The sequence below is a fragment of the Vibrio artabrorum genome (genome assembly GCF_024347295.1).
Classification (GTDB): domain Bacteria; phylum Pseudomonadota; class Gammaproteobacteria; order Enterobacterales; family Vibrionaceae; genus Vibrio; species Vibrio artabrorum.
In genome coordinates, this window is the sequence record NZ_AP025458.1 from 2,600,315 (window position 1) to 2,613,945 (window position 13,631).

The window sequence follows — 13,631 nt, forward strand, 5'->3', positions numbered from 1 at the left end:
AATTATACTTATTTAAATAGTCGGGGTATCTTCGCCCCATAGTCTGTGAATATCGTTAAATAAGTGGAGATTAAAATGAGTTTTTGGGTTTTATTACAAGGTTTTGGTCTAGGGGCAAGCATGATTATCCCGATTGGTGCACAGAATGCGTACGTCCTAAATCAAGGGATAAAACGTAACCATCACTTAACGACTGCGACAATCTGTAGCCTACTCGATACCCTGTTTATCTCATTAGGTATTTTTGGTGGTGGTGCTATCTTATCGAAAAATGAAGTACTGTTAACTTCAGTAACATTAGGTGGTATTGCCTTTCTAACAATGTATGGCTTGTTATCGCTTAGAAGTGCTTTCAGAGGGCATACCGGTGATGAATCAAAGAGGGAGATCGTGGCTCGTGGTAAACGAACCGTCATCTTAGGTGCTTTGGCGGTAACCGTATTAAACCCACACTTATATCTGGATACCGTGGTAATTCTTGGATCCATTGGCGGACAGTTTGAAGGCAATGACAGACTTGCCTTTGCGGTTGGGACGATCTTAGCTTCATTCGTCTGGTTTTACTCGTTATCATTAGGAGCTGCGAAGCTAGGCCCAACACTCTCGCAACCGAATGTTAAGAAAAGCATTGATATTGTGGTTGCGATCATGATGTTTGTTATCGCTTTTTTACTCACACAAGAATTGGCCGAAAAATACTGGTAAGGAACTCATCATGACCACGTTAGACAACATCTATCAGCACAACATTTCCCTATTAAAAAATGCAGGTATTGAGTTCAATGAATGGCAACACGAACCCATTTTAGATTTCGAAACCGATCTGATCGTTGCAAAACGACTAGGGTGGACAGGAACACACAGTAAGAGTTTGTTTTTAAAATTAAAGGGGGGCGGTTTTGCACTGTATCTTACCGATAAAGATAAACGCTTAGACAGTAAAAGGCTAAAGCAGGTGTTAGGAAAACGTCCATCCGTTTGTAGCGATGAAGAAATGATAAGTCAAACGCATTGTGTGCCAGGAGCGGTATGCCCATTTGTGATACCAAGTGATATTCCAATCGTCGTCGACCAGCAACTCTATCAATGTGAAGAAATACTTTATACCCCCGGAGAGCCAACCATCACTATCGGCTTTGCAGGATCATCATTACCCATTTTACTCAGCAAACTGGACAACACTATTATTCAAATATAAAAAAACGAGGCTCAAGCCTCGTTTTTTATTAATAGTATCAAAGAGAACCTTAATTTAAGATTCTACTTTATTCATATGTACATCCATTTGCGGGAATGGGATTTCGATACCTTCATTATCCAAGCCTTCTTTGATGGCTTGCATAAGATCGAAATAGACACTCCAGTAATCAGCAGTGTTCACCCATGGGCGAACCACAAAGTTAACCGAAGAGTCAGCAAGTGTATGAACACCAACTAGCACACCAGGCTCTTTCAACACACGTTCATCAGACTCACAGATCTTAGTCAGCAACGCTTTTGTTTTCTGAAGATCGGCCTTGTAAGAGACGCCTATCATCAAATCAATTCGACGCGTTGTGTGACGTGAGTAGTTGGTAATTGGGCTACCGATAACACTACCGTTAGGTACTACGACCATTTTATTATCAGGTGTTGTAAGGACGGTTTGGAAGATTTGAATCGAATCAACCGACCCCGCTACACCACCAATTTCCACATAGTCACCTGACTTAAATGGACGGAAGGCAACAATAAGGACACCTGCCGCAAAGTTAGACAGTGAACCTTGCAGTGCAAGACCTACCGCTAAACCAGCAGCACCAATAACCGCTACCACAGATGCTGTTTGAACCCCTAAGCGACCAAGTGCAGCAATAAGAACAATAACAAACAATAAGTAACGAACTAAACCATGGATAAACTCTATAACGGCTCTATCCATATCCTTTTTCTCTAGAACCTTAGAGATACTATTGGCTACCGCTTTCACAATCAGGTTACCAATAAATAGGATAACCAATGCTGAAATGATATTTACGCCGTATTGGATAAAGAGATCTGAATTATTTGTTAACCACTGATTTGCAAGAGACAAACCATCCACCATTGGGGTATCAGTCGCTGTCGAACTATCAGCCATAATGTGTATCCTCTATATAATATACTTTAAACTAAACTGCCTTAAGCCAAACCTGCTCAACAAAAAAACAGTTCGAATCCTGTTAAGTTACTGTGTTAAAAGCAAATTAAAGCCTAGTCCTTTTTTAGAAACTAAACCAAGTTTAGTTTTTCGGCACGATATCCTATCTTTGACAGATTGCAAAGCCATATTTATGTAAGCATTTGAATTAATAACACTTACCAATAAACACAAATACCGATAACTAAAAGACTACGAAATTTATTTACCGTAGGCTAGGTTTTTCACATATTTAATACAAGTTTTTGTCACGCATAAAAAAACCCGCTCAATGAGCGGGTTTTTTAAAACTTAAAGAGTACTTAAATTCAAAGAATTATAGTACGTCGATAGCGTTAAGGTCAGCAAATGCTTTCTCAAGACGAGCAACCATTGAAGCTTGACCAGCACGTAGCCATACGCGTGGATCGTAGTACTTCTTGTTTGGCGCAGCTTCGCCAGTTGGGTTACCGATTTGACCTTGTAGGAAATCAAAGTTTTCAGCAGAGTAAGTACGGATACCATCCCAAGTAGCCCACTGTGTATCAGTATCGATGTTCATTTTGATAACACCGTAACCGATAGACTCTTGAATTTCTGCTTCAGAAGAACCAGAACCACCGTGGAATACGAAGTTTAGAGCGTTAGGTGCGATACCAAACTTCTCTGCACAGTATGCTTGAGAGTCACGTAGGATAGTAGGAGTCAGTACAACGTTACCCGCTTGGTAAACACCGTGTACGTTACCGAAAGATGCAGCGATAGTGAAACGTGGGCTGATAGCTGTTAGTTTCTCGTATGCGTATGCAACATCTTCAGGAGAAGTGTAAAGCTCAGATGCGTCCATATCAGAGTTATCAACGCCGTCTTCTTCACCACCAGTACAACCTAGTTCGATTTCTAGAGTCATGTTCATCTTAGCCATACGCGCAAGGTATTGGCCAGAGATTTCGATGTTTTCTTCTAGAGACTCTTCAGAAAGGTCGATCATGTGAGAAGAGAATAGAGGCTTACCAGTTTGAGCGAAGAACTCTTCACCAGCGTCTAGTAGACCGTCGATCCATGGAAGAAGTTTCTTCGCAGCGTGGTCAGTGTGAAGAATAACTGGAACACCGTAAGATTCAGCAACAGCGTGTACGTATTTTGCACCCGCTACAGCACCAAGGATTTGTGCACCTTGACCTTCAAGTTTAACGCCTTTACCAGCGAAGAAACCAGCACCGCCGTTAGAGAACTGAACAACAACAGGAGCTTTAACTTTAGCCGCTGCTTCTAGAACACCGTTGATTGAATCTGTGTTAACAACGTTTACAGCAGGAAGTGCAAATTTGTTTTCTTTTGCTACTTCAAATACTTTCTGTACGTCATCGCCAGAAATTACACCAGGTTTTACAAAATCGAAGATCTTAGACATGGAAATAGTCCTATTTATTCTATCGTTTTAAGATTAAAAAACTTAAGTTCAAAAACTTGCAATCGTTTGCTCACAACTTGTGCCATTCTAGCAAAAAAGTGTGATACGCAGCAAACGATAAAAGGCGAGATTCACATCTCGCCTTTCTAAATCAATTATGCTTTAGCGCGCTCTTCAAGCATTGCTACTGCAGGAAGTACTTTACCTTCAACAAACTCAAGGAAAGCGCCACCACCAGTAGAGATGTAAGAAACGTCAGCTTTGATACCGAACTTGTCGATAGCTGCTAGCGTATCACCACCACCAGCTACAGAGAAACCTGCAGAGTCAGCGATTGCTTTAGAAATACCCGCTGTACCCGCTTCGAAGTTCTTAAATTCGAATACGCCTACAGGACCATTCCAAAGAATAGTTTTTGCGTTGCCGATGATTTCAGCTAGTGCCGCAGTTGAATCTGGACCAAGGTCGAAGATCATGTCGTCGTCTTGAACTTCAGAAACGAGCTTGATTTCAGCTTCTGCGTTTTCGTCAAACGCTTTAGCACATGCAACGTCTGTTGCTACTGGGATAGCACACTCTTTCATTAGCTTTTGAGCCGTTTCAACTAGGTCAGCTTCGTATAGAGACTTACCGACGTTGTGGCCTTCAGCAGCGATGAATGTGTTCGCGATACCACCACCAACAACAAGTTGGTCAGCAATTTTAGAAAGAGATTCTAGAACCGTTAGTTTAGTAGAAACTTTAGAACCACCAACGATAGCCACTAGTGGACGCTCAGGGTTATCCATTGCTTTACCTAGTGCTTCAAGTTCAGCCGCTAGTAGAGGACCAGCACACGCGACAGGAGCGTAAGTACCCACACCGTGTGTAGACGCTTGAGCACGGTGAGCAGTACCAAATGCGTCCATCACGAAGATGTCACATAGTGCAGCGTATTGCTTAGAAAGTGCTTCTTCGTTCTTCTTCTCGCCTTTGTTAAAGCGAACGTTTTCAAGAACCGTTAGTTCACCCGCGTTTAGCTCTAGGCCGTTTACGTAATCTTTCGCTAGTTTAACGTCGCAGTCTAGTGCGTCGTTTAGGTAGTTAACTACAGGAGCTAGAGAGAACTCTTCGTTGTATTCGCCTTCAGTAGGACGACCAAGGTGAGAAGTAACCATTACCTTTGCGCCAGCTTCTAGACAAAGTTTGATAGTTGGTAGTGATGCTAGGATACGTGCATCTGAAGTTACTTTACCGTCTTTTACTGGTACGTTTAGGTCAGCACGGATGAATACGCGTTTACCTGCAAGTTCCAGGTCAGTCATCTTGATCACAGACATGATTTGTCCTCTCAAATTTAAATAAATATAAAGTTTTGGAAACTCAGCAACCCTGCTAAGTCTATAAATTATTCAACTGGTAATACTTTAGCTGCTTATAATATGTGGATACTTTGCATTTATTTCAAGCTAAAAATAAATAATCCGCATATTTGCTTCTAGGCCTTACTTCTTACCTTCAGAAGCTTGCATTGCAAGAACCGTATCCAGCATTCGGTTCGCAAAGCCCCATTCATTGTCACACCACACGAGCATTTTCACTAGGTGGCCATTACTCACTCGAGTTTGTGAACCATCAACGATTGCGCTATGGGGATCGTGATTAAAGTCGATGGAAACGAGCGGCGCTTCAGTATAGTCAACTATATTGTGTAATGTACACTGGGAGGCATTAACAATGGTTTGATTTACGTCATTAACTTTCACATTTGCATTAATTGTGACACTTAAATCCATCGCTGTGACGTTTACCGTCGGCACGCGCACAGATATCGCTTCAAATTTGTTAGAAAATTTCGGGAAAATTCTTTCAATACCTTTATGCAATTTGGTATCAACAGGAATGATAGATTGGCTTGCCGCTCGAGTACGGCGCAAATCACTGTGGTACGCATCGATAACTTGTTGATCATTCATTGAAGAGTGAATGGTTGTGATGGTACCGGACTCAATGCCAAAGGCGTCATCAAGTACCTTAATGATCGGGACAATACAGTTGGTAGTACATGAACCGTTAGAAACGATTCTGTGGTCAGCTTCGATAGTATCGTGATTGACACCGTAGATAATGGTGTTGTCTAGGTCATTAGCACCTGGGTGTGAAAACAACACCTTTTTAGCACCAGCAGCAATGTGCGCTAGACCATCATCTCTACAGCCATAAACACCTGTACAATCGAGAACAATATCCACCTCAAGGTCACGCCACGGCAACAGCTCGATATCAGCAAGGTGCAAAATACGAATCGTATCGAACTCACCTTTATCTTCCACACCGATGCCATGGTGAACATAGATGTGTTCTTGGTCGTTGGAGATCTTCTTACCGAAGCGGCCGTGACTGGTGTCGTACTGCAATAGGTGAGCCATAGCGTCCGGCTGAGCAAGCTCATTGACCGCTACTACTTTGATTTGTTGGCTTTTGCCACTTTCATAAACAGCACGCAATACATTACGCCCTATTCTTCCAAATCCGTTTATCGCGACTTTTAGCATGATTCCATCGCCCTACATGATTTTCATGCCACAAATAGTAACCGATAGCCATCTAAAGCGCATTAAATTCGTGATATGTATCGAAGCATTACCTCTATAAAACTTGATTAATATTTCAATGATATGCATTTTAGCTGAAAGATAAATTATTTTTCTGTTGGCTATTTCTTTTCTCGTTTCATCACCCAAAGGAAATGACTATGTCAGGTTACCCAGCGACCCACTTTTGTAAGCAATGTTCACAAGAAACGCCTCATAGCGAAATCTTAGTGAGAAAAACGAGCAGCTACGACAGGGATCGTTCGTTACTTGGAAGAGTTAAGCTAATGGCTCACACCTTTATCAATGGTGGGCATTACTACGACATGGATCGATACGTGACGTGTAAAATCTGTGGCCGCAAAGAAAAAGATAACCGGGGTAATGAGTTTGAGTAAATCTTAAACTCATAGAATCCAAAATAAAAAACCGAGCAACATGGCTCGGTTTTCTCTTTTCTATACTCAAAATAATTTAAAGAGTATTAAGCTAAAAGCTCTTTCGCTGTGTTTACAACGTTTTCAGTCGTGAAACCGAACATTTTGAACAGCTCGTCTGCTGGTGCAGATTCGCCGAACGTTGTCATACCGATGATCTTGCCACCAAAACCAACGTACTTGTACCAGAAGTCAGCGATGCCCGCTTCAACAGCGATACGTGCCGTTACGTCAGATGGAAGTACAGATTCACGGTACTGCGCATCTTGCTTGTCAAATGCGTCAGTGGCAGGCATAGAGACTACGCGTACTTTCTTACCTTCAGCCGTTAGCTCAGCAGCAGCGTTAACCGCAAGCTCAACTTCAGAACCCGTTGCAATGATGATTAGCTCTGGCTTACCAGCACAATCTTTCAGGATGTAACCACCCTTAGCGATGTTAGCCACTTGCTCAGCGTCACGATCTTGTTGTGCCAGGTTTTGACGAGAGAAGATAAGTGCAGAAGGACCCTCTTTACGTTCGATTGCCAGTTTCCAAGCCACGGCAGACTCAACTTGGTCACATGGGCGCCATGTGCTCATGTTTGGAGTCAAACGTAGAGAAGCGATCTGCTCCACCGGTTGGTGAGTCGGACCATCTTCGCCTAGGCCGATAGAATCGTGTGTGTAAACTTGGATGTTCTGAACTTTCATCAGAGCCGCCATACGCATTGCGTTACGTGCGTATTCCATGAACATTAGGAACGTTGCGCCGTAGGGTACGAAACCACCGTGAAGGGCGATACCGTTCATGATCGCTGTCATACCGAATTCACGTACACCGTAGTGGATGTAGTTACCAGAGAAGTCAGTTGCTTCAAGCGACTTAGAACCCGACCACATAGTCAGGTTAGAAGGCGCAAGGTCAGCAGAGCCACCCATGAATTCAGGTAGCATAGCACCAAACGCTTCTAGTGCATTTTGAGAGGCTTTACGTGAAGCGATGTTTGCTGGGTTAGCTTGAAGATCAGCAATGATTGCCGATGCTTTCTCTTCCCACTCAGCGGGTAGTTCGCCGTTAGTACGACGTTTGAATTCTGCTGCTAGTTCTGGGTAAGCCGCTGCGTATGCGTCAAATTTAGCATTCCACGCCGCTTCTTTTGCTGCGCCTGCTTCTTTTGCATTCCACTCTGCTGCGATATCCGCTGGGATTTCAAAAGGACCGTGTTCCCAACCCAGTGCTGCTTTCGTTGCTGTGATTTCATCAGCGCCTAGTGGAGCACCGTGACAGTCGTGCGTACCGGCTTTGTTTGGCGAACCAAAACCGATGATCGTTTTAGTACAGATAAGAGTTGGACGAGGGTCCGCTTTCGCCGCTTCAATCGCTGCGTTGATAGCGTCAGAGTCGTGACCATCTACCGCTGGGATTACATGCCAACCGTAAGCTTCAAAACGCTTAGGTGTATCGTCAGAGAACCAACCTTCCACTTCACCATCGATAGAGATGCCGTTGTCATCCCAGAAAGCGACTAGCTTACCAAGACCAAGCGTACCGGCTAGAGAACAGGCTTCGTGAGAGATACCTTCCATCAGACAGCCATCACCCATGAACACGTAAGTGAAATGATCGACGATGTCGTGGCCTTCTTTATTGAACTGTGCCGCCAGTGCTTTCTCTGCCATCGCCATACCAACAGCGTTAGTGATGCCTTGACCTAGTGGACCCGTCGTTGTTTCGATGCCCGGTGCGTAACCATACTCTGGGTGACCTGGAGTCTTAGAGTGCAGTTGACGGAAATTTTTCAGGTCTTCAATTGAAAGCTCGTAACCTGCAAGGTGAAGCAGAGAATAAATCAACATTGAACCATGACCGTTAGATAGGATAAAACGGTCGCGGTCAGCCCACTCTGGGTTTGCTGGGTTGTGGTTCAAGTGGCCACGCCAAAGCACTTCAGCGATGTCAGCCATACCCATAGGTGCGCCTGGGTGGCCTGAATTTGCTTGTTGAACACCGTCCATGCTGAGTGCGCGGATTGCATTGGCTAGATCTTTACGAGAAGGCATGTCTGCTCCTGAGTACATAAGCGAATTAAAAAAGAGATAGATGCTAAACTTTTCATTTTTATTAGCGCGGGTATTCTCTCAAACGACTTTAGCGACTGCAAACGTTTTACTGGCATTTTAATGTTCATTTTTCGCAACTTTCGAACATTTATGTCAGCCAACAACAATAAACCTCAACGCCACGCAAACGTTTAGTTATGGCATATCATAAAAAAGAGCTTGTAATTCAACCGCTGGAATTTAGAATAGCCGTCTAGATGTAGAAACACCTACAGAACATACTGTATTGAGTGGCAGCGCTTCCTAGCTTGCGACGCCTAAAATTATTTGCATATCACTGTTTGCAACCAAAACTATTTGCAACCAAAAACTAAAAGTGGAGCTCTCATGGCTAAGCACCTATTCACTTCTGAATCTGTTTCAGAAGGTCATCCAGATAAAATTGCAGACCAAATCTCTGATGCTGTTCTTGATGCCATCTTGGAACAAGATCCGAAAGCACGCGTTGCTTGTGAGACTTACGTAAAAACCGGCATGGTTATGGTTGGCGGTGAAGTAACAACATCGGCATGGGTTGATATCGAAGAAATCACTCGTGAAACAGTACGTGAAATTGGTTACGTTCACTCTGATATGGGCTTTGATGCTGACTCTTGTGCAGTACTAAACACCATTGGTAAGCAGTCTCCAGACATCAACCAAGGTGTTGATAAAGCTGACCCTAAAGATCAAGGCGCGGGCGACCAAGGTATCATGTTTGGTTATGCGACCAACGAAACACCAATCCTAATGCCTGCACCAATTACTTACTCTCACCTTCTGGTTAAGAAGCAGGCTGAAGTACGTAAGAGCGGCAAGCTTGATTTCCTTCGCCCAGATGCGAAATCACAAGTAACATTCCAGTACGACCAAGGTAAAATCGTTGGTATCGATGCGGTTGTTCTTTCGACTCAACACTGTGATTCGGTAACCACACCAGACCTACGTGAAGCGGTTATGGAAGAGATCATCAAGCCAGTACTTCCTGCTGAGTGGATCAACAAAGACACGAACTTCTTTATCAACCCAACCGGTCGTTTCGTTATCGGTGGCCCAATGGGTGACTGTGGTCTAACCGGTCGTAAGATCATTGTTGATACCTACGGCGGCGCGGCTCGTCACGGCGGCGGTGCATTCTCTGGTAAAGATCCATCAAAAGTTGACCGTTCTGCAGCTTACGCAGCGCGTTACGTTGCAAAAAACATCGTAGCGGCTGGCATGGCTGACCGTTGTGAGATTCAACTGTCTTACGCTATCGGTGTTGCAGATCCAACATCTATCATGGTTGAAACGTTTGGTACTGAAAAAGTAGCGCACGAGATCATCATTGAAGCCGTTCGTCAAAACTTCGACCTACGTCCATACGGTCTTCAAGAGATGCTGAACCTGCTTCAACCTATCTACAAACAGACAGCTGCATACGGTCACTTTGGTCGTGAAGAGTTCCCTTGGGAAGCGACAGACAAAGCCGCAATCCTTGCGGATTTCGCAGGCCTAAAATAATTTAGCGACTGCAATTTGTTTCTTTAAAGCCCTGACTTCTGAGTAAGGGCTTTATTTTTATGCACTTACCAGCTCTTTCTCGGTATCCCCGACTCTACCGACCTCTTTTACCGTTAACCACTTAGTATAAAAAAACGCCGATAATTTGTATTTTCCATCACTACTGACAATAGTTAAGGTAACTCCTAAGCGATCAAGCTCACATTTAACTTAAATTAATTCAGTCTGATAACGCTCGTTAAATGCACGCTAGAACAATAACTGGGATGACAAAGAGCCATTGAGCTCAACACCATAGCTCTCACACAAGCCACATCGGTGAGCCTTATGGAATTATAACTAGGACGTTATTTAACTAGGGGGATCTATGCCTCGTACCGCTCACACATCCGAACTCAACGAGAAAAAAGACAAGGTCAGCGACCAAGATTACGCTCGAACTATTCCTTGCAACCAAATCAGTATTTCCGCGCCCTTCCATTGGTTGTCGCTTGCTCTGCATGACTTAGTAAAAATGCCGTTAATCAGCGCATTTTACGGACTGTGCTTTATGGTGGCCGCTATCGCCATTGTTCAACTGGTTCAATGGCAAGGAACGCACCTTGTTGTGATGCCAAGCCTGATCGTCTACATGCTGATAGGCCCATTTCTTGCTCTGGGTTTGTATGATGCCGCTTGGGAAAGAGAAAAAGGGCACAACACCAACCTACTGCACTCGATGAAAGCCATCACTCGCAACTCTACCCATCAATGGGCCTTTGCAGTGGTATTGATGGTCGCGATGATATTTTGGATGCGTATCGCGGCGTTATTGCACGCACTTTACCCTTCAGTGCAAGGTGCGCCATTGACTGAGTTTGCTCCCTTCTTAATCACCGGTTCAGTGATTGGTTTTGTTATCGCAAGCCTGATATTCAGCATATCGGCATTTTCAATTCCATTAATGATGGAAAGACGCGTTGATGTAATGAGTGCCATTTTCACTAGCTTTAATGCGGTAAGGTCAAACATCCCTGCGATGGTGGTGTGGGCGAGCATTATTTGCGCTGGAATTTTAGTGGGGTTTGCGACTTACGGAATAGGTATGATTGTCACGATGCCGCTGCTTGGTTATGGTACATGGCATGCTTATCACGCGATCATCAAGAAGAATCACCATCTATAAATAATCGCCATAGTAACGAGCAATGTTATGATGAGGCCTTAGCTTAAACGCTGAGGCCTTTTATTTGGAGTTAACAACGTTTGTCTTACACCCCGCAACAACATCGAGCAAATAAGAAATTGGCCGAGTGCCTAGCTATCGCAAATCAACATTTCTCTCGTGAATTTCCACACCCAATTATCACCTATAAGTTAAGAGGTAAGGCGGCGGGAAAGGCCTACCTTCAGCTCAACGAAATTAAGCTCAACCCTGTGCTATTTACCGAGAATGAAGAAGCCTTCATCAATGAGGTTGTGCCTCATGAGCTTGCACACTTAATTACTCATCAGGTATTTGGCCGAGTGAGACCTCACGGCAATGAGTGGAAATACGTCATGGAAAAGGTATTCAACGTACCGGCCAGAACAACTCACCGTTTTGAAATCACTTCAGTTCAAGGAAAAACCTTTGAATATCGATGTGAGTGCGCCACTTACCCATTATCAATCCGACGACACAACAAAGTACTTCGAAATCAATCGACCTATCGCTGCCAACGGTGCCAGCAAACCTTAGCTTTTACTGGAACTCAACTAAGCGAATAACCGATTGATTGGCTCGTTAGAATAAATCTAATAGAGCGACCTGATATTTGAGTGATAGACTTACGTTTATCATACTTTTATCAGTCTTTTTCTATGCAAAAACTCACCTTCAAAGCATTTGGCCTATCAGTGTCTTATTTCTTATCAATAGTATTGGGCCTACTGGTAACCCAAAGCGTTTTCGCCGCTCCGCCGAGCTCATTTTCCAAAGCAAAAAAAGAAGCGGTGAAAATTTATCTCGACCATCCAACCTCTTTTTATTGTGGTTGTGACATCACTTGGAAAGACAAAAAGAAAGGTATCCCAGATCTGAACAGCTGTGGCTATCAAGTTCGAAAGCAACTAAAACGAGCAAGTCGAATTGAGTGGGAACACGTGGTTCCAGCTTGGCAATTCGGTCACCAGCGTCAGTGCTGGCAAGACGGTGGGCGCAAGAACTGCACTCGCCATGATAAGGTATTCAAGTCCATGGAGGCCGACCTTCACAACTTGACTCCCGCGATTGGAGAGGTGAACGGAGATCGATCCAATTACAACTTCAGCCAGTGGAATGGCGTGAATGGCGTGAGCTACGGTCAGTGTGAAATGCAAGTTAACTTCAAGCAGCGTAAGGTTATGCCGCCAGACAGAGCAAAAGGCTCTATCGCTCGCACTTATCTTTACATGAGCCAAGAGTATGGTTTCAAGCTCTCTAAGCAACAAACCAACCTAATGATGGCGTGGAACAAGCAATTTCCTGTCGACAAGTGGGAATGTACTCGTGATCAGAAAATCTATGCCATCCAAGGTAATCACAACCCATTTGTTTACCCTGCTTGTCAATAACCCCTTTCGTTGCAGCACTATTCCTGACTGTCTCAAAAAAGAGTTTCAGAATTGCCCTGAAACTCTTGCTCTCCCCTTGTTTTTTCAACGAAAAGCATCCATGTTAGGCAGAGACAAAATACCCAAATGAACATATTTATAGGTTTACCAGCATGAGAATCCCTCGTATCCATCACCCAGAACGCATCCATCAGTTAGGTTCACTCGCTTTAGGCGAAGATGCCGCGGGTCATGTTGGTCGCGTCCTTCGCATGAAAGAAGGCCAAGAAGTTATTCTATTTGATGGCAGTGGTGCTGAATTCCCTGCGACGATAGCTGAAGTATCAAAGAAAAATGTCACCGTTAATGTTTCTGAACGCATCGAGCACAGCAGCGAGTCTCCGTTAGACTTACATTTAGGCCAAGTGATTTCACGTGGTGACAAAATGGAGTTCACGATTCAGAAATCGGTTGAGCTTGGTGTGAACACCATTACCCCTCTAATTTCAGAGCGCTGTGGCGTTAAGCTGGATACAAAACGCTTCGAGAAAAAACTCGCACAGTGGCAAAAGATTGCTATCGCGGCGTGTGAACAGTGTGGCCGCAATACGGTTCCTGTCATTCGTCCAATTATGCAACTTGAAGAGTGGTGCAGCGAACCAAGCGAAGCATTAAAGTTAAACCTGCACCCTCGTGCAAAGTACTCAATTAACACCCTTCCAGAACCCATCAGTAAGGTGCGCTTACTGATTGGCCCTGAAGGTGGCTTGTCAGCTGAAGAAATCGGCATGACAGAACAATACAAATTTGAAGAGACGCTACTCGGCCCACGTGTACTTCGTACCGAGACAGCTGCTCTAACCGCAATTACTGCCTTACAAGTCCGTTTTGGCGATCTAGGCTAGGAGAAAA

General features: G+C 44.1%; 13 protein-coding genes. 8 read left to right on the forward strand and 5 right to left on the reverse strand.

Annotated elements, in window-relative coordinates:
- Positions 1-75 precede the first annotated feature (75 nt).
- Together OCU36_RS11615 and OCU36_RS11620 are read left to right on the forward strand one after the other, a co-directional pair.
- On the forward strand, positions 76-705 hold the full coding sequence (locus tag OCU36_RS11615; protein WP_261838134.1) for a LysE/ArgO family amino acid transporter: 630 nt from the start codon (positions 76-78) through the stop codon (positions 703-705).
- Positions 706-715: 10 nt separating this feature from the next.
- Positions 716-1,198, forward strand: coding sequence for a YbaK/EbsC family protein (locus tag OCU36_RS11620; protein ID WP_261838135.1), 483 nt, complete (start codon positions 716-718; stop codon positions 1,196-1,198).
- A gap of 54 nt (positions 1,199-1,252) precedes the next feature.
- Here OCU36_RS11620 and mscS read toward each other — a convergent pair whose 3' ends face one another.
- From mscS to epd, 4 genes are all read right to left on the reverse strand, one after another.
- Positions 1,253-2,119: a small-conductance mechanosensitive channel MscS gene (gene mscS / locus OCU36_RS11625; RefSeq protein WP_261838136.1), complete on the reverse strand. Its 867-nt coding sequence runs from the start codon at positions 2,117-2,119 to the stop codon at positions 1,253-1,255.
- Positions 2,120-2,495: 376 nt separating this feature from the next.
- The gene (gene fbaA / locus OCU36_RS11630; protein WP_261838137.1) at positions 2,496-3,572 is read right to left on the reverse strand and encodes a class II fructose-bisphosphate aldolase; all 1,077 of its coding nucleotides are present in this window, start codon (positions 3,570-3,572) and stop codon (positions 2,496-2,498) included.
- Positions 3,573-3,727: 155 nt separating this feature from the next.
- Positions 3,728-4,891, reverse strand: coding sequence for a phosphoglycerate kinase (locus OCU36_RS11635; RefSeq protein ID WP_261838138.1), 1,164 nt, complete (start codon positions 4,889-4,891; stop codon positions 3,728-3,730).
- Between the two features lie 165 nt (positions 4,892-5,056).
- Positions 5,057-6,106, reverse strand: a complete 1,050-nt coding sequence (epd, locus tag OCU36_RS11640; RefSeq protein ID WP_261838139.1) for an erythrose-4-phosphate dehydrogenase — start codon at positions 6,104-6,106, stop codon at positions 5,057-5,059.
- A 200-nt stretch (positions 6,107-6,306) separates the two neighbouring features.
- On the opposite strand from epd, the gene OCU36_RS11645 reads away from it, so the two are divergent.
- Positions 6,307-6,543, forward strand: coding sequence for a hypothetical protein (locus OCU36_RS11645; RefSeq protein WP_261838140.1), 237 nt, complete (start codon positions 6,307-6,309; stop codon positions 6,541-6,543).
- Positions 6,544-6,629: 86 nt separating this feature from the next.
- On the opposite strand, the gene tkt is transcribed toward OCU36_RS11645, so the two are convergent.
- On the reverse strand, positions 6,630-8,624 hold the full coding sequence (gene tkt / locus OCU36_RS11650; protein WP_261838141.1) for a transketolase: 1,995 nt from the start codon (positions 8,622-8,624) through the stop codon (positions 6,630-6,632).
- 387 nt (positions 8,625-9,011) lie between these two features.
- Here tkt and metK point away from each other — a divergent pair, with 387 nt between their 5' ends.
- The 5 genes from metK (at position 9,012) to rsmE (ending at position 13,624) form a co-directional block, all read left to right on the forward strand.
- A complete protein-coding gene (metK, locus tag OCU36_RS11655; protein ID WP_065102940.1) occupies positions 9,012-10,166 on the forward strand; it encodes a methionine adenosyltransferase in 1,155 nt (384 codons plus the stop codon).
- 367 nt (positions 10,167-10,533) lie between these two features.
- On the forward strand, positions 10,534-11,331 hold the full coding sequence (locus OCU36_RS11660; protein WP_261838142.1) for a DUF2189 domain-containing protein: 798 nt from the start codon (positions 10,534-10,536) through the stop codon (positions 11,329-11,331).
- Positions 11,332-11,411: 80 nt separating this feature from the next.
- The gene (locus OCU36_RS11665) at positions 11,412-11,915 is read left to right on the forward strand and encodes a SprT family zinc-dependent metalloprotease (RefSeq protein ID WP_261838143.1); all 504 of its coding nucleotides are present in this window, start codon (positions 11,412-11,414) and stop codon (positions 11,913-11,915) included.
- Positions 11,916-12,008: 93 nt separating this feature from the next.
- Complete coding sequence (locus OCU36_RS11670; protein WP_261838144.1) at positions 12,009-12,740, forward strand: endonuclease; 732 nt, start codon at positions 12,009-12,011, stop codon at positions 12,738-12,740.
- Between the two features lie 152 nt (positions 12,741-12,892).
- Positions 12,893-13,624 carry a 16S rRNA (uracil(1498)-N(3))-methyltransferase gene (rsmE, locus tag OCU36_RS11675; protein WP_261838145.1) on the forward strand — a complete coding sequence of 244 codons (732 nt, stop codon included), beginning with the start codon at positions 12,893-12,895 and terminating at the stop codon, positions 13,622-13,624.
- Positions 13,625-13,631 lie beyond the last annotated feature (7 nt).